16 protein-coding genes, 1 tRNA gene and 1 pseudogene are annotated in these 16637 nt (G+C 64.4%); 4 read left to right on the top strand and 14 right to left on the bottom strand.

Features of this window, described 5'->3' with window-relative positions; genetic code table 11:
- Position 1 precedes the first annotated feature (1 nt).
- A complete protein-coding gene (locus tag AB7Z56_RS02385) occupies positions 2–616 on the bottom strand; it encodes a GDYXXLXY domain-containing protein (protein ID WP_063980454.1) in 615 nt (204 codons plus the stop codon).
- Positions 613–1884 (bottom strand): DUF2157 domain-containing protein, encoded by a 1272-nt coding sequence (locus AB7Z56_RS02380; protein WP_063980453.1) that lies wholly within the window; start codon positions 1882–1884, stop codon positions 613–615. Before AB7Z56_RS02380 ends, AB7Z56_RS02385 begins: the two co-directional genes overlap by 4 nt.
- A gap of 183 nt (positions 1885–2067) precedes the next feature.
- Between AB7Z56_RS02380 and AB7Z56_RS02375 the strand changes: the two genes are divergently transcribed.
- Positions 2068–2265 carry a hypothetical protein gene (locus tag AB7Z56_RS02375; RefSeq protein WP_063980452.1) on the top strand — a complete coding sequence of 66 codons (198 nt, stop codon included), beginning with the start codon at positions 2068–2070 and terminating at the stop codon, positions 2263–2265.
- A 412-nt stretch (positions 2266–2677) separates the two neighbouring features.
- Complete coding sequence (locus tag AB7Z56_RS02370; RefSeq protein WP_063980451.1) at positions 2678–3073, top strand: VOC family protein; 396 nt, start codon at positions 2678–2680, stop codon at positions 3071–3073.
- 17 nt (positions 3074–3090) lie between these two features.
- Here the strand turns inward: AB7Z56_RS02370 and AB7Z56_RS02365 are convergent.
- The 4 genes and pseudogenes from AB7Z56_RS02365 to AB7Z56_RS02350 form a co-directional block, all read right to left on the bottom strand.
- A pseudogene (locus tag AB7Z56_RS02365) lies at positions 3091–3225 on the bottom strand (IS5/IS1182 family transposase); the annotation flags it as partial.
- Between the two features lie 163 nt (positions 3226–3388).
- The gene (pip, locus tag AB7Z56_RS02360) at positions 3389–4345 is read right to left on the bottom strand and encodes a prolyl aminopeptidase (protein WP_063980450.1); all 957 of its coding nucleotides are present in this window, start codon (positions 4343–4345) and stop codon (positions 3389–3391) included.
- Between the two features lie 122 nt (positions 4346–4467).
- Positions 4468–5448: a Bug family tripartite tricarboxylate transporter substrate binding protein gene (locus tag AB7Z56_RS02355; RefSeq protein ID WP_063985999.1), complete on the bottom strand. Its 981-nt coding sequence runs from the start codon at positions 5446–5448 to the stop codon at positions 4468–4470.
- Positions 5449–5526: 78 nt separating this feature from the next.
- Positions 5527–7167, bottom strand: a complete 1641-nt coding sequence (locus AB7Z56_RS02350; RefSeq protein WP_084795325.1) for an FAD-dependent oxidoreductase — start codon at positions 7165–7167, stop codon at positions 5527–5529.
- Between the two features lie 116 nt (positions 7168–7283).
- Between AB7Z56_RS02350 and AB7Z56_RS02345 the strand changes: the two genes are divergently transcribed.
- Positions 7284–8177 carry a LysR family transcriptional regulator gene (locus tag AB7Z56_RS02345; protein ID WP_441256150.1) on the top strand — a complete coding sequence of 298 codons (894 nt, stop codon included), beginning with the start codon at positions 7284–7286 and terminating at the stop codon, positions 8175–8177.
- A gap of 20 nt (positions 8178–8197) precedes the next feature.
- Here the strand turns inward: AB7Z56_RS02345 and AB7Z56_RS02340 are convergent, their stop codons facing one another.
- From AB7Z56_RS02340 to AB7Z56_RS02305, 8 genes are all read right to left on the bottom strand, one after another.
- The gene (locus AB7Z56_RS02340; RefSeq protein ID WP_063980447.1) at positions 8198–9073 is read right to left on the bottom strand and encodes an ABC transporter permease; all 876 of its coding nucleotides are present in this window, start codon (positions 9071–9073) and stop codon (positions 8198–8200) included.
- Positions 9070–9903 carry an ABC transporter ATP-binding protein gene (locus tag AB7Z56_RS02335; RefSeq protein ID WP_187387865.1) on the bottom strand — a complete coding sequence of 278 codons (834 nt, stop codon included), beginning with the start codon at positions 9901–9903 and terminating at the stop codon, positions 9070–9072. The genes AB7Z56_RS02340 and AB7Z56_RS02335 overlap by 4 nt, the downstream gene beginning before the upstream one ends.
- Positions 9900–10949 (bottom strand): ABC transporter substrate-binding protein, encoded by a 1050-nt coding sequence (locus AB7Z56_RS02330; RefSeq protein ID WP_063980446.1) that lies wholly within the window; start codon positions 10947–10949, stop codon positions 9900–9902. The genes AB7Z56_RS02335 and AB7Z56_RS02330 overlap by 4 nt, the downstream gene beginning before the upstream one ends.
- Positions 10949–12088: a 3-isopropylmalate dehydrogenase gene (gene leuB, locus AB7Z56_RS02325; protein WP_063980445.1), complete on the bottom strand. Its 1140-nt coding sequence runs from the start codon at positions 12086–12088 to the stop codon at positions 10949–10951. The genes AB7Z56_RS02330 and leuB overlap by 1 nt, the downstream gene beginning before the upstream one ends.
- On the bottom strand, positions 12085–12732 hold the full coding sequence (gene leuD, locus AB7Z56_RS02320; protein WP_014490573.1) for a 3-isopropylmalate dehydratase small subunit: 648 nt from the start codon (positions 12730–12732) through the stop codon (positions 12085–12087). Before leuD ends, leuB begins: the two co-directional genes overlap by 4 nt.
- Positions 12733–14166 (bottom strand): 3-isopropylmalate dehydratase large subunit, encoded by a 1434-nt coding sequence (gene leuC, locus AB7Z56_RS02315; protein WP_425364319.1) that lies wholly within the window; start codon positions 14164–14166, stop codon positions 12733–12735.
- A 142-nt stretch (positions 14167–14308) separates the two neighbouring features.
- A complete protein-coding gene (locus AB7Z56_RS02310; protein WP_063980444.1) occupies positions 14309–15262 on the bottom strand; it encodes a LysR family transcriptional regulator in 954 nt (317 codons plus the stop codon).
- Positions 15263–15425: 163 nt separating this feature from the next.
- Positions 15426–15515 (bottom strand) — tRNA-Ser (locus tag AB7Z56_RS02305).
- Positions 15516–15751: 236 nt separating this feature from the next.
- On the opposite strand from AB7Z56_RS02305, the gene AB7Z56_RS02300 reads away from it, so the two are divergent.
- Positions 15752–16615 (top strand): alpha/beta fold hydrolase, encoded by an 864-nt coding sequence (locus AB7Z56_RS02300; RefSeq protein ID WP_063980443.1) that lies wholly within the window; start codon positions 15752–15754, stop codon positions 16613–16615.
- Positions 16616–16637 lie beyond the last annotated feature (22 nt).

The following is a 16637-nucleotide window of genomic DNA, read 5'->3' as shown; positions in this document are numbered from 1 at the left end:
CCTAGTATAACGGCTCCTCATAGACCGGCTCGCCGTCGAGCAGCAGCCGCTTGATGGCGGCGCGGCCTGAGGGGAGTACGGCGGCGACGACCCGGAGTTTCTGCTGGTTGCGGGCCTGCTCGAGCTTCTTGCCCTCGCCTTCGGGCACGAAATAGCTTTCGAGACCGTATTTGATCGCCAGTTTCTCGCAGAAGACGCGCGAGCCGGAGCCGCAGGTTCCGCCGTAAGAGGAGACGCGGCCGCGGATCAGCACTTCGGGAGCCGTGACCGTGACGGGCTCGGCATGCACCGAGACGGCCTCGTAGAGACCATTGGCATTCGGCGCGAGCTTGACGAACACGACGGGCTTGCGCTCGGCCGCCGGCTGTCCAGCGAGCGTGCCCGCCGGCAGTTGCGAGATGTCGTAGCGGAGCACGACATAGTCGCCGCGTAGCAGATCGCGGGGATCGACCGGCTGCGTCTGCAACGTCACCTCACGGCCTTCGCGCAGGATCTGCATGCGATCGGCGACCATCAGCACCAGCAGCACGCATTGAAGCAGGACGGCGACACCGAACAGCACGGCTTTCGGGATGCGTTGCCAGAGTTTTGTCACGGACGCGGTCAACTCCATCATCGCTGGGCCCTCGGCAGCGCGCGATTGAGCGCGGTGGCAAATACGACGGCAACAACACCGGCCGCGGCAAGGAAAGCCGAGCGGCGCAGCAGCGATCCCTTCACCGCCCAGGTGATGCCCGCGATCACGCCGGCAATCCCGAGCCAGCCGGCAACGATCCGCGGACGCACATCATCGAGCACACCGGAGACAACAAGGCACAGCATGGCGCAGAGCAGCGCGGCATAGGCGAACCAGGGCTCGCCGGCCGTGGATGCCGGCCAGATCGGCGCCGCGAGCAGGACGAGTCCGATCGAACATGCCGCAAGGATTTCACCTGCACGCCTGGTGACGCCGGCAGACGCAAGCGCGAGGATCACGCCCGCGGCCCCGCACAGGATCGCCCAAAGTGGCTGGGCCGGCACCGTGCTGTTCCGGAAGCGGATGATGTCGTCCACCGTTGTCACCTCCAGGCAAGCGACGGCCGCCAGCGAAAACGCTCCGTAGATCGATAAAACGGTCCCGAGACGCCGCGCCCTCGGCGACGGCACAGCGGCGATTGCGAGTCCGGCGCCGAACAGCAAGGCGGCGCCGTTCGCGAGCACGAACGACGGCTGGGCACCGTCGAGTTCGAAGCGGAGCGAAGTCGCGATCCACCACGGAAGCAGCGCGACCGCGACGAGATGGGCCGCCACACGGGAATTCCATGCAAGCGCGAGCGCGGCGGCGATCAGCCAGACCGCCACGAACGGAAGATGCAGGACATCATGCGCATCATAGTTGCGCATGCAGGTCCAGATGCAGGCCGCGACGAGGGCGACCGCAAGCGCGCCGCGCGATCCGGTCAGCAGTGCGGCGGCAAATGCTCCGATCGACCACAGCAGCATGCCGCCGGCGAAATCCTCGCCGAGATGATACATCTGGCCGACCAGCGCGATGCCCGCGCCGAAGATGATCGCACCGATGCTCGCACAGAGATCGGCGAGAACATTGCGGCCCGTCGCGGCAAACCACGCTCCGAGGCCGCCGGCGACGACCATGCCGGCGATCAGGATCGCGAACCGCAGCAGCCGCGCGATCTCGGTCCAGTGCGCCGCGACGAAGGCGAGGAAGGCGGCTGCGATCAAGAGGCCGCCGACGATGGCAACGACGACGGCGATGTTGATGCCGGGCGAGAGCGGCGGCAGCGCGCTGCGGATGGAGGTGGCCGCCGCCGGCGCGATCACGCCGTCGGCTTCCCATTGCGCAAGATCAGCCTCGAGGCGCTGCCGATAGGTTTTGTCGAACATCGTCGTGAAACACCTCGCTCCCTGCCGGTTGGCGGGATGCTGTTGGTCGGGCCGCGACGGTAGCAGGTTCAACCTGTCACCGCTCTGGTTGCGGGGGGACCGGGCGCGTGCCCCCGCGCGACAGCGGCTTCGCGTTCACGGTCGAACCGAGTGAGTAACCGGCCGTCATGATGATGACCCGTCATGCAGAAACTGACGAACTCGAGGCAGGACGAGATCGACCGCACTCAGTTCGGCTTCATGGGTCAGGCCGTCCAGGATCACGAGCTGTACTTTGGTCGACTGCAACGCAGTCCCGATGGTCTGCGCGTTCCCGAGCGCGGGAACTTCCATTTCGCGGGCCACGCCCAGCGTCGCCGCCTCGATATCCAGCGTGCGTAGAATATGACGTCCGGCGATTCATTGGTCAGATCGTTCAAGCGTAACCGCGCGCGAATTTTGATTTCACGCAACAATTCATCGCACGTGCTTGGGAATTCGAGCATCGCAGCGCCCGACGAGAATACGGTGTTCATGACAACCCCGATGAGGCGTCCGACACTCCCGCTATTGCCGAACAAAGGGCTCGTCATCGTTGGCCTTCCCGGATGCCGATCGAAGGATCGTATCGCCGGAAGAAAACGGACAACCTCTCGAAGGGTGAGAGCCTCTTGTGCGGGAAGGCGCCCCTTCGGCACCTGCGCGAGGTTATAAGGTCGTCTTCAAAAGGACGCAAGCTGGTCGGGACGGCGGGCCGTGACGACTTTGAACCTTCCGTCCCCACGTATCGGCAGTCTACTGCAAAGGGATTCGCATGACGCCAACTCACGCACTGACGTCCATCCTTCCCTGCAACGACCTCGACGCCTCGGAGAAATTCTACGCCCGGCTCGGTTTTACGCGCGCGGACGGCGACAAGCCGGAGGACGGTGAGGACAGCTATCGCATCCTCTCCGATGGAAAGGGCGGCCATCTCCATCTCACCGATGCCGTCGAAGGCTGGCTGATCAGAGGCCGCAACCCGTTCGGTCTCTATCTCTACACCGAGGCCGTCGACGAACTCGCGCGAGAGTTTTCGGGCGAGTTGGCCAACGGACGGGGGCCGGAGGACACGCCGTGGGGAATGTACGAGTTTGCGCTGTCGGACCCGGACGAGACCCTGGTCAGGATCGGCTGGCCGTCACGGCTCCGTCAGAACAAGCAAGCTTGAGCGGCGGAGAGGAAGGCCTAGGACGTGGACTCATTAGCGCCAAGCCATAGCCTGATTGAAGCGAGTTGGACGAAGGCGAGATAGTTGGCGGCAAGCTTGTCATAACGCGTCGCCACACGACGGCATTGCTTGATCCTGTTGAAGAAGCGCTCAGTGCTGATGCACGCGGACAATCGACGTGTCGCAGACGCTCTTCTTACGTGGAGTAGCAAGCACCCAGCGTGTCGATGATGCGGCCCCAGAGACCAGCCCGTCACCAACGGACGATTCTCCTCTTCTGCGCCCGGATTTATTCCGACTTCGTCGTTGCCCTCTTTATGGTGCTGTCGCGAAGCGATCGGTGGCGCGCACCAGTTGATCGAGGATACCTGGCTCCGACCAAGCATGACCTGCACCCTCGACCAGATGGAATGCGGCATCAGGCCACGCCCTATGCAGCGCGTACGCATATCGGGCTGGACAGGGCATGTCGTAGCGGCCGTGAACAATGGCTCCCGGGATACCGCGGAGGCGGTGAGCGTTGCGCAGAAGTTGCCCATCCTCCAGCCAGCAATCGTGAACGAAATAGTGGTTCTCCAATCGCGCAAACGCGAGCGCAAATTGGTCGTCGCCAAACGATGTCGAGAATGCTGGATTAGGCAGCAGCGTGATCGTTTCGCCCTCCCAAATAGCCCAAGCCTTGGCTGCCTCGAGCTGGGTGGCTCGATCGTCGCCCGTCAGCCGGCTGCGATACGCCGCAATCATGTCGCCTCGCTCGCTCAGGGGTATCGGTGCCTGGAACTTTTCCCACTTCTCCGGAAAGATCTCTGAAACGCCGAACTGATAGTACCATTGCAGCTCCGCCTTGGTGACGGTGTAGACGCCACGGAGAACAAGCTCGCTGACGCGGTCGGGATGCGTTTCTGCATAGGCTAACGCGAGAGTCGATCCCCACGAGCCACCGAACACGAGCCATTTGTCGACGCCTGCAAGTGCACGCAAGCGCTCGATGTCCGATACCAAATGCCAAGTCGTATTCGCTTCGAGCCCCGCATACGGAGTTGATTGCCCACATCCTCGCTGATCGAAGAGCATGACATCATATCGATTGGGATCAAACAGACGCCTATGTTCAGGGGACAAACCTCCGCCCGGTCCGCCGTGCAGGAAGACCGCCGGCTTCGCGCCCGGCGTCCCCACCCGTTCGTAATAAACCCGGTAACCTTCTCCAACGTCGAGGGTACCAGCGCTATAGGGCTCGATGGGTGGGTACATCGACCTCAACTGACTCATACGGCCTCCGTTTGGCACCACGAGGTTCGATTAGCACGCCGCGATCATGGTGGTTTCGGTTATAGGAGCAAAGCGGACGAAGCCACCAGTCACATGACGCACCGGGTTTATGGGTACGCGGCCTAATTCGCCTTGATGCCGGCCTCGCTGATGAGCTTGCCCCATTTCGTGCTCTCGCTCTGAATGAAGCGGCCGAACTGCTCCGGCGAGGTCGGCGCGGGCTCTGCGCCGAGGGTCCGGATTTTCTCGGCCACCACCGGGTCTTTCAGGGCTTTTGTGAAAGCCTCGTTCAGCCTGCTGATGACGTCCGCGGGCGTGCCTGAGGGAGCAACGAGCCCGAACCAGCCTACGGATTCAAAGCCCGCAATACCGCTCTCGGCAAGGGTTGGCACATCGGGCAAGGATGGGAGGCGACGTACCGAGGAGACGCCGACGGCGTTGAGCTTGCCTTCGAGAATCAGTTGCCTCGATGCGGGGATATCCAGCACCGCGAAGGGGACGTGTCCCGCAAGGACATCAACCGCTGCCGGCGCCGTCCCGCGATACGGAACGAGCTCCATGCTGATCCCCGCCTTCTGCGTGAACAGCGCGGCCGTCAGATGCATCGCGGTCGAATTGCCGCCATGCCCGATCGACAGCGCGCCCGGCTTCGCCTTGGCGAGCGCGATCGTCTCTGCGGCATTGCGCGCGGGCACGTCCGCGGACGCGACCAGCACAAAGGGAATTTCCGCCAGCAGGGTGATCGGCGCGAGATCCTTTGGGTCGAACGGCATCGACGAATTGAGGTGCGGGTTCACCGTCAGTGCGCCCGCCGGCGCAACGCCGAGCGTGTAGCCGTCGGGCCTGGCCTGGGCCACCGCGGCCATGCCGATATTGCCCCCTGCCCCGGCGCGGTTCTCGATCACCAGGCTCTGCTTGAGCTCCGCGGTGACCAGCGGCTCGAGCGCACGGATGACGGTGTCGGCGCTGCCGCCGGGCGGGAAGGTCACGATGATCTTGATCAACTGGTCCGGATAGGCTGCTTCACCGGCCTCCAGCGGCAGCACGGCGAAAGTCGCGGCCGTCAGCGCGGCCAGAATGCGGCGCCTTGCAACGTGAAACAATTTCTCCTCCCCCATTACGTATTCTTGTTTGTAGGCCAACCAGGCTGCCGTGCCGTTGGCAGGCAGCCTGCTATTCGATCACGCCGCAGCGCCTGTGATGCGCGCCAGCAGGCCTTGCGGATCTTCGGGCGCGGCCTGCCCGCGCCAGGCGATGTGCTGGTCGGGTCGTGCCAACACGAGCTTCTCGGCATAGGCCCCGTTCGCCTCATCCGGCGCGATGTCGATGAGCGCGAGCGGCATGCCGCGCTGTTCTGCGGCTGAGAGCAGCCGCGCCACATCGATTGCCGGGTCGAACCGCAGCAACGTGTAGCCGGCTCCGAAGGCGTCGTAGAGCGATCGTCCGTCGCGGAGAAACACATGCGGCGCGCGGGCGCCCGGCACGGTGGAGGGCGTAAAGCTTCCCATCGCGTAGGCCGGCGGGGTTTCGCCGTCATAAGCGATGATCGGCGAGGCATCGTAGTAGTAGCCGAAGTTGAGGCCCGCGCAGCAATATTGCTGCACGTTGAGATCGTAGGCCGCTCTCGCAAGCGAAGCGCGCGCCGCGTGGCCGCGCGGCGTGTCATCCTCGATCTCCGTGGACACGCCGCCGCGCTGCGCCATCATCTTCATCGCATGATCCATGGCAAAGCGCGACACCTGGTCGGTGATGGGCTGGCGCTCCGCCTCATAGGCATCAAGGATCGCAGCCGACGCCCATCCGTTCAGACGCGCGGCCAATTGCCAGCAGAGATCGACGGCATCAGCAATGCCCGCGTTCATGCCGTAGCCCGCATAGGGCATCCACAGATGCGCGGCGTCGCCGCAGATGAAGACCCTGCGGTCGCGGAAGCGATCGGCCACCAACCGGCGCCCGACCCAGTCCTCCTTGCTGAGGATTTTGTACTCGAACCGCTCGTCGACGCCGAGGATGGCACGGATCGACCAGTCGCGATCGACCGAGTCGAACTCAGGCTCGTCGGGCCTCAGATGATTATGGATCAGCCAGCGGTCGTGGCCGTCGATCGCAACGGTGGTGCCGGAACGTCGCGGGTTGAGCGAGAGCACCATCCAGGCCGGCTTGTGCGCGCCCATCAACTCCTTCAGTTGCGGCGCTTCGATGAAGGTTGATTGCACCCGCTGGATCACCGGCGTGCCGGACAGGCTGGCGCCGATCGATTTGCGGACGAGGGAGCGGCTGCCATCGCAGCCGACCACGAAGTCGGCCTCGATGCGGAGCGCGTCTCCACTGTCGAGGTCGCGACCTAGCGCGACCACACGATCGTCGTCCTGCTCGATATCGGTGATTTCCGTGCGCGCCAAAATGGTGATGCGCGGTTGAGCGGCGGCGTGGCTGAACAGGATCGGCTCGAGATAGACCTGGTTGATACGGTGCGGCGGCTCGGGCGTCGGCCACCAGGTGTCGGGGCCGCCGGTGGCGCTGTAGCGGCGCGCGCGCGAGGGAATGTCGATACGGCACAGCTCGATACCGGTCGCCGTGGTCCGATAGGAGCAATCGTTCGGGAAGTCCGCGGGCAGGCCCGCGTCGCGCAGCTTTGCGGCGACGCCCAGCCGGCGGAAGATTTCCATCGATCGCGCCGAGACGTGATTGCATTTGACGCTGGGCGGATCGCCGGCGTGGCGGATCTCCGCGACGACGACGTCGATCCCGCGCGAGGCCAGATCCATGGCCGCGGTCAATCCCACGGGCCCGGCGCCCACGACCAGCACCTGTGTCCTCATGCTCGTTTCCATCCCCTTGCATCATCGCGGATTCGTTGCCCGCGCAGTATGCATTTTATTGCAAGGCCTCTTATGCGATAAGTCGGAAAGAACTCATCAATTCATGAGAATTAGCTATGAATGTCACCTTGCGACAATTGCGGGCCTTCACCGGCGTGTATCGCACGCGCAGCATCACGCGGGCCGCCCGCGAGCTGGGCATCACGCAATCGGCGGCGAGCCTCCTGATCCAGCAGCTCGAAGTGCAGCTCGGCGTGAAGCTGTTCGATCGCTCCACGCGTTCGGTGCAGCCGACGCTGGCCGCCGACGAGGCCTTTCACGCCGCCGAACGCATGCTGAGCGATGCGCTGGGCCTGTCACGGCGCATGCATGACCTCGCGCAGGCGCGCGCAGGCCGCGTCGCGTTCGTCGCGTCGGCGGGTGCCGCTTCGGCACTGCTGCCGCAGGTTCTCGCGAAATTCCGCTCGGGCCATCCCGAGATCGACATCGACATGCGCGACGTCGCCGCCGACGATCTCGTTCCGCGCCTGATCGCAACCGATGCCGAGTTCGCGATCGGCAGCGTCGAAGGTGAGTTCGCGGAGATGACGATCGAGACGCTGACCCGCGGGCGGCTGAGCGCGATCGGCCGTCGCACCGCCGACTTCGCCGCGCGGCGCGCACTGACATGGGACGAACTGGCGCAGCTTCCGACCATCGCGATGCGGCGCGAGACGCGGATCCGCATGCAGATCGATCACGCCCTCGGTGCGCAGGGCAAGCACCTTTCTCCAACCTATGAGGTCACGCTGATCAACACCGCGCTCGCCATGACAGCACAAGGCCTCGGCCTCGCCATCCTCCCCGCAACGATGCTGCCCGCCGATCAATTCCCGACGCTGATCGCAAGACCGCTGATACGCCCGGCGATCATCCGCCCGGTGTCGCTGCTGCAGCGTCAGGGACGCACGCTGTCGCCGGCGGCGCAGGCGTTTGTGACGACGGCTCGGACGGTGCTGGCGGGGTCGTAATCCGCAGGCCGCTGCTCGGGCTACTCCGCGAGATTATGCTGCTGCCAGCGCAGCAGATAGGCCTGCAATCGCCAGATCAACGCGGACAGCGCGACGCCGACCAGCATCAGCACGACGACGGCGACCATCATTCCCGATGCCTCCGCCCGCGCCTCGGATTCGATGATCAGGCGGCCGATTCCTCGTTCCGCGCCGATGAACTCGCCGACGATCACGCCGATCAGGGCGAAGGAGATCGCAGGCGTCAGCGAGGCGAAGACCCAGGCCATGGTCGAGGGGATGACCACCGTGCGGGTGATCTGCCACTCGCTGGCGCCGAGCAGCCGCGCTGCGTTGACGAAGCCCTCGTCGATCGAGCGCGCCCCTTCGAACGTATTGAAGAACACCAGGAAGACGACCACGATCCACGACGTGACGATCTTCGAGGTATCGCCGATGCCGAAGGCCAGCACGATGATCGGCGCCAGCGCGATGCGGGGGATCGAATTCACCGCCGTGATGAACGGCTGGAAGATCGCGCTGAGCCGGTCCGAACGGCCGAGCACGAGGCCCGCGGCAAAGCCGCTGCTGACGCCGGTGACGAAACCGAAGAACGTGTTCTTCAGGGTGACGGCGGTCGCGATCCAGAGATTGTTCTCGGATCGCGCCATGCAGCGGGTGAATTCGCCATTGAACCAGCCGTTGAACACGCCGAGCTTGGACTTGAGGCAGCTCAGGATCAGGAAGTGCTCGAAGATGTCGGACGGCTTGGACACGAAATAGGGGTCGAGCAGATCCGGCACCAGCCAGGGAAGGCGGCCGTGCAGATCGTACCCCCACTGCCAGATCGACAGGAAGCCGATGCAGATCAACATCTGCCATGCGAACGTTCTGCCGGGGCGGCGCGCGCGCCTCATGGCTTGCGGCCCTTGATGAATTCCTCGCCGAGCGAGTGCCAGATCAGCTGAAACAGCTCGGCGTAACGCGGCGTCTCCCGGATCTTCACGGCATTGCGCGGGCGGGCGAAATCCACCTCGAAACTCTCCTTGATCCGGCCCGGCCGCGCGGAAAACAGAATGATGCGGTCTGCCAGCGTCAGGGCCTCGCCGAGATCATGGGTCACGAACAGCACGGTCTGCTGCTCGCGTTCCCAGATGCGAAGCAGCACATCGTGCATGTCGATCTTGGTGTGGGTGTCGAGTGCGCCGAACGGCTCGTCCATCAGCAGAACCTGCGGCTCGACGACCAGCGTTCGCATCAAGGCGGCGCGCTGGCGCATGCCGCCCGACAGCGCCGAGGGATAGGCATTGTCGAAATCCTGCAGCCCGGCTTGCGCCAGGCAGGCACGGACACGATCCTTTCGCTCCGCCGCCGGGACACCCGCCAGTTCGAGGCCGTAGCCGATGTTGTCGGCGACGGTGCGCCAGGGAAACAGGGTGTCGCGCTGGAACACATAGCCGACATTGGGCGTCGCCTGTCCGGGGACGACGGGCGTACCATCAATCAGGATCTGACCGCTGGTCGGCTTGACCAGGGTTGCGATCATGTTGAGGACGGTGCTCTTGCCCGAGCCGGATGGCCCCAGCAGGGCGACGAATTCGCCGCGCCGGACATTGAAGGAGACGTCGCGCACGGCCTCGATGGCCGTACCCGCCAGCTGGAACGTCTTGCACAAACCGCGCACGTCGATGCGCCGCGTCTCAGGCGGCGCATCGACGTGCGGCGTGTGTAAGGCCTGGATCGTCAAGCGGGATAGGCCTTGCGTGCCGCTTCGATGAAGCTGGTGTTGACAACGTCGGCCATCGCGAGCGGCTTGATGCCGGTCATTTCACGAAACCAGACCTTCTGACCGCGCGCGAAGCTGGCGGCATCGATGATGCCTTCGTAATCGGTGACCTTCTTCATGACGCCGCTGTCGAAGATATTCGCATCGCGCGACGTGCTTCCGACGTAAGGCTCGATCATATCATAGATCTCTTCGGGAGAGTGCCCCTTGATCCACAGGGTGGCGCGCCACAGCGCCGTGACGAACGCCTGCATCTTCTGCGGGTCCTTGTCGATGGTCGCCTGCAGCGTGAAATGAGACGTCACCGGGACCTTGCCGCCGATATACTTGGCCCAGACTGCCTCGTCCGTTCCATCGAACAACAGCGCACCCCAGCCCTGCTCCACTGAATCCTTCAGGATCGATGGCGAGTTGATGAGAACATCGACCTGCTTCGTCTTCAACGTGCCCATCATGGTGTCGACATTGCCGGTGCCGATCCAGGTCACCTTGTCGTCCAGCCCCATGGTTTCCATGTAGTAGGACGCCCAGACGTGGTTGGTGCCGCCCAGCGACGACACCGAGACGATCGGCTTTCGTCCGTCAGGCCGCTTCCACTTCGCCAGCGCCTCCAGGGTGGTGATGCCCTGATCGAACAGATCCTTGCGGATGATGAAGATCGCCGCGTTGCTTCTTGTATCGACCGGCATCAGGACCCGCGCGCTGCGGCCGTGATTGCTGAGCTGCATCGGGTGGGTGATGTCGCCGATACCGATATCGCCCTGGGACGAAGCGATGATCTCGCGCGTCTTCACGCCGCTGCCGCCCTGGATCAGCTTGCAGTCGAGGCCGGCCTCTTTGAAGAATCCGGCCCGGTCGGCGACGAATTGAGACTGATAGACCGGAATGGCCACCGGATAGATCACGCGGCCCGACGGGGTATCCGCCCACGCCCGTCCTGCCGCCATGGACGCACCGGCGCCGGCGACGATCGTCAACGCGGCCCGTCTGGTGACCCGAGTCCTCATCACGCGTGCTCCCTCTCCTTGCCGACCACCTTGTCGAGCGCGTTCAGAACCGCATCGCCCATCTCCTGGGTCGAAAGTCTTTTTGCGCCGGGTTCGGCGATATCGGCCGTTCTTGCGCCGGCAGCCAGCGCCGTATCCACGGCCTTCTCCAGCAGCGTGGCATCATCGGGCCGATTGAGGGTGATGCGCAACATCATTGCGACGCTGAGGATCGAGCCGAGCGGATTGGCGATGCCCTTGCCCGCAATATCAGGCGCGCTGCCGTGAACCGGTTCATAGAGCGCCTTGCGGCGGCCCAGCCGGTCCGGCGGCCCGAGCGAGACCGACGGCAGCATGCCCAGCGAGCCCGAGGCCATCGCGGCGCAATCGGAGAGAATGTCGCCGAAGATATTGCAAGTCACCATGACGTCGAACTGCGACGGCGCCCGCACGATCTGCATCGCAGCGTTGTCGACATAGAGGTGTGTCAGCTCCACATCGGAGAATTCCGCCTGATGCAGCGCGGTGACCTCCTCGCGCCACAGCACGCTGGTTTCCAGCACATTGGCCTTGTCGACGGAGCAGACCCGGCCTTTGCGCGTCCGCGCCAGTTCGAACGCGGTTCGCGCCACCCGGCGAATCTGGCTGGTGGTGTATTGCTGGGTGTTGAAACCGCGGCGCTGGCCGTCCGGCAGCGTTTCGATGCCGCGCGGTTCGCCGAAATAGATGCCGCTGGTGAGCTCGCGGATGATGATGAAGTCGACATCCTTCAGCACCGGGGCCTTGAGCGGCGCGGAGTCCGCCAGCGCCGGATTGGCGACGATGGGCCGGAGATTCGCATAAAGGTCGTACTTGCTGCGCAACGACAGCAGGCTTCCCGCCTTGCGCGCTGCCGGAGGGACCTCAGTGGTTTCAGGACCACCCGTCGCGCCCCAGAGTATCGCGTCGGCCTCCTCCATCGCCTCGACGGTGTCGTCCGGCAACACCTTGCCCGTCGCGAGATAGGGGATGAGACCGTATTGCGCTTCGCGCAGCGCCACGGGAATGCTGCGCCTCGCCGAAAACCATTTGAGAATGCGGTGAGACTGGTCGGTCACTTCAGGACCGATGCCTTCACCGCCGACCACGGCGACCTTGATCATGTTCGAGAGCGTGTTCATGCCAATTGTCCTGCCTGATGTCCTGCAAAGTGAATCCACGGCCGCGCGTCGCGGTCGGATGCCTGGAATGCGCGGATCTCGTGGTCGCGCCGCAACGTCAGCGAAATCTCATCGAGGCCTTCGAGCAAACCCGCACGCCGGCGCGGATCGATCTCGAAGACGTGCCGTACGCCCGATGGCGAGGTAACCGTCTGCTCCTGCAGATCGACGCTGACACGTCCCGCGCCCTGGCTCGCTTCGATCTCCGCGGCGAGGCCGTCGATGACGGCCTTGTCCAGCACCACCGGCAGGATGCCGTTCTGGAAGCAATTGGCGAAGAAGATGTCGCCGAAACCGGATCCGATGATGGCGCGGATGCCCATCTCCTGCAGCGACCACACCGCCGCCTCCCGCGACGAGCCGCAGCCGAAGTTCGGTCCCGTCACCAGAATTTCCGCTGCGCGATAGGGCTCGCGATTGAGGATGAACTCCGGATTATCCGAGCCATCAGGCAAATAACGGAGCGAACCGAACGCCCATTTTCCGAGACTGCCGCGGACGGAATTTCCGATCATGCGATTGATGCTGATGATGACGTCCGTATCGACATTGGTGCGCATGATCGGCGCCGCAGTCGCGGTCAGCTTGGTGAAGGCTTGCGGCATCTAGCGCTCCATCGTTCGGACGTCGGCGATGGCGCCGGACACCGCCGCCGCCACGGCCATGGCCGGGCTTGCCAGATGGGTGCGGGCACGCGGCCCCTGCCGGCCGATGAAATTCCGGTTCGACGTCGACACCGAGCGCTGGCCGGGCGGCACGGTCTCGCCGTTCGCGGCGAGGCACATCGAGCATCCGGGCTCGCGCCATTCAAAGCCCGCGTCGATGAAGATCTTGTCGAGCCCCTCGGCCATCGCATCGCGCCTGACGGTCTCCGACCCCGGCACGACCCAGGCCCGCACGCCTGGCGCAACCTTGCGGCCGCGCGCGACTTCGGCCGCGGCACGCAGATCGCTGAGGCGGCTGTTGGTGCAGGAGCCGATGAAGACCCAATCCACCGGCGTGCCGGCGATCGGCGCACCGGGCTTCAGGCCCATATAGTCGAGCGCGATCTCGATCGCGCCGCGGCGCGCGGGATCGGCGATATCAGCGGGATCCGGGATGCGGCCATCGACACCAAGGACGTGTTCGGGACTGGTGCCCCAGGTGATCTGGGGGATGATGGTTCCGACGTCGATCGACACCTCGCGATCGAACATTGCGTCGCTGTCGCTCCGCAGCGTCCGCCACGCCGCGACGGCCCGCTCCCACATCTCGCCTTGCGGCGCATAGGGACGGCCGCGGATATAATCGAACGTCGTTTCATCCGGCGCGATCAGCCCCATCTTGGCGCCGAGCTCGACCGACAGATTGCAGATGGTGAGCCGCCCTTCGATCGGCATGTCCCTGATCGCACTGCCGGCATATTCGACGGCATAGCCGGTGCCGCCGGCGGCTCCGACATGGCCGATCAAGGCGAGGATGAGGTCCTTCGCCGTCACGCCGAACGGCAACCGGCCGTCGAACGTCACCCGCATGGTTTTCGGCCGGCGCTGGATGATGGTCTGGGTCGCCAGCACATGCGTGAGCTCGCTGGAGCCGATGCCGAAGGCGAGCGCGCCAAGCCCGCCATGGGTGCAGGTGTGGCTGTCGCCGCAAACGATCAGGCAGCCGGGCAGGCTGAGACCGAGCTCCGGCCCGATGACATGGACGATGCCCTGCCCCGGCTGGTCGAGGTCGAACAGCCGGATGCCGCTGGCGGACGTCTCGGTCCGCAACGCCGCCAGCAGCTCCCACCCGGTCTTGATCGTGCCGGCACGTCCGGACGCCGTCGAAATCGCATGATCGGGCGTCGCGAAGGTCAGTTCGGGATTGTGGACCGGAATGTTGCGGCTTTTGAGATTGATCAGGCCGCTGGAGCCGCCGAGGTCATGCAGCAGATGGCGATCCACGTGAAGCAGATCGGTGTCATCGCTGACATGGGCGATGACATGCTGGTCCCAGATTTTGGCCAGCAGCGTGCGGCCACGCGTGTCCACGATCCGTCCTCCCCTGTTCGGCATCTGATGTGCCGTGTTGCCGCCGATCATGCCGACCGACAGCGAGCTTGAGAAGCAGGATAGAAGTCCGTCGCGGAAATGTGCAGTGACGGTTGGGCAGGGAGCCATCGCGGCCGGCGATGGCAGGCCGTCGGCAGGAGCGATGTCAGCTTCGGCCGCGCACGACCGTCAGCCGGTCGGAGACGCCGCCCATGGTGAGACGCGCATCATCATGGGTCCGCAAATGCTCCACCAGCAGCTTCGTCACCGAAGGCAACGACTTGTAATCGCGCACGCCGATGACCAGGTCGCGTCGCGCCCAGGACTCGTCGAGCGGGACGGTGACGAGACTGTCGACGCCGTAGCGGTCGCGAACGATCTCGAGCGGCACGATTCCGACCCCCATCCTGGCATCGACGACGCGGAACAGCGCATCGAAACTGCTGACGCGGATGCGCACCTTGAGGTGCTGCCCGAGTGCCGCGGCGGCCCTGACACACAGCGTCTCGATCGAGCTGCCCTTCTCCAGGCTGACGAAGTCGAAATCGACCAGCTCGCGGAAGCGAACGCTATCGCGGCCCGCCAGCGGGTGGTCGCGCGTGACCAGCGCGACCAGGCTGTCGCTGCGATAGGACAGCAGCTCCAGATCCTGCCCGTCGATGTTGCCGCCAAAAATGCCGATGTCGGCCCGGTTCTCCACCACCGCACGCACGATCGCGGGGCTGAGATCCTCCTCGATGTCGATGTGGACCAGCGGATGCCGTTCCAGGAACAGGCTGAGCTCGTCGGCGAGCGCTTCGAGGATCGCGGATTTGTTGGCACAGATCCGGATCAGCCCGCGCTTGCCCTGCCGGTATCCCGTCAGCTCGCTCTCGAGCTTGCTGAGATTTCCCAGGATGATGCGGGCGTGCTCGAGCAGGGCGAAGCCAGCCGGTGTCGGCTCGATCCCCTTCGAATGACGATGCAGCAGCTCGACCTGAAACAGGTCCTCGATATCCGAGACGCGCCGGCTGACCGCGGACGCGGCAATGTTCTTCTTCTCCGCCGCCTTCGCGATGCTCTGCTCCTCGACGATCGCCACGAACAATTGCAGCGTCAGCAGATCGATTTTAGCCGTCATCCGGAATGATCCTCGGGCGGGTCGTCACGAGGGGCATTGTGGAGAAGCTTGGCAGCCAGTCGCAAGTGCGGCGTCAGATTGCGGTCCCCGGGGGGACGACAGCAGAGGCTGCTGGGACGCAGAGAGACTGTCCTTGGTGGGAGTTCTCAAAGTCGCTTTAATATGGCGGAGAGGGAGGGATTCGAACCCCCGATAGGCTTGCACCTATGCCGCATTTCGAGTGCGGTGCATTCAACCACTCTGCCACCTCTCCTGAAGGCGCCAAGTAAGGAGCAGGGCCCCTGTGGTTGGGGGCGTTAATAGGCGAGGATGGCGGGCCAGACAAGGCGCGAAAGGGGAAAATCCGCTGCCTCTTTCAGCCCTGCCCTGGAGCCGTCTACGGTCCGATGAATCGGAACGGGGCTCCAGATTCTTGTTTTGACGCGTTTTCTTGAGGCGAACCGGTGTCCGCTTCGCTCGAAAACGCTCTCACCGCCGGGAGGAACTGCCGTGGAGCACCTGACGATCAAGGCCAATGGCGCCGATTTCCACCTGGTCCGCGCTGGCAGCGGCAAACCGCTGCTTTTGCTGCATGGTTGGCCGGAATTCTGGCTGACTTGGGAGCCGGTGATATCAAGGCTTTCGGACCGTTTCATGCTGATCGCGCCCGATCTGCGCGGCTTCGGCGACAGCGACAAGCCGGACGGGCCTTTTGGGCCGGACGGCCATGCCGCCGACATGCTGGCGCTGATGGAGGGGCTCGGCATCGAGCGATTCGCCGTGGTCGGCCATGACGTCGGCGGCGCCGTGATGCAGCCGCTGGCCCGGCAGGCGCCCGAGCGGCTCGCGGGGCTGTTCTTCTTCGATTTCGTCTATCCCGGCATCGGGCCGCGCATGGCGGCGCCCGATAGGCTCAACCACATCTGGTATCAATCTTTCCACCAGATGGAGATGGCGCCCGCGCTCGTCGGCATGAGCCGCGAGAGCTGCCGGCTCTATATCAGCCACTTCCTCAAGGGTTGGGCGCACCGGGAGAGCGCCTTCGACGATGTTCTCGACGCCTTCGCCGACAATTTCTTCAGAGAAGGCAATCTCGCCGGGGGCTTTGCGCATTATCGCGCCTCGCATGCCGGGCGGGTCGCGATGATGAAGGGCGAAGCCCTATCGCTTCCGCCGATCAACGCGCCGACCTGCGTGCGCTGGGCCGAGCACGATCCGCTGTTTCCCTATGCCTGGACCGATCGTCTGGGCGAGACGTTTGGCGATCTCGATCTTGCGATGTTTCCGGGCGTCGGCCACTTCCCGCATCGGGAAGATCCGGATCGCGCGGCCGCGGAGATCGCGGCGTTCTTTCAGCGGATCGGCTGGAGCTGAAGACAGGGGTGGGACCGCCAGA

It is taken from the genome of Bradyrhizobium sp. 482_C4_N1_8 (assembly GCF_052075965.1).
Classification (GTDB): Bacteria; Pseudomonadota; Alphaproteobacteria; order Rhizobiales; family Xanthobacteraceae; genus Bradyrhizobium; species Bradyrhizobium barranii.
Note: the sequence above shows the minus strand (reverse complement) of the source record. Positions and strands in the feature narration are given on the sequence as shown.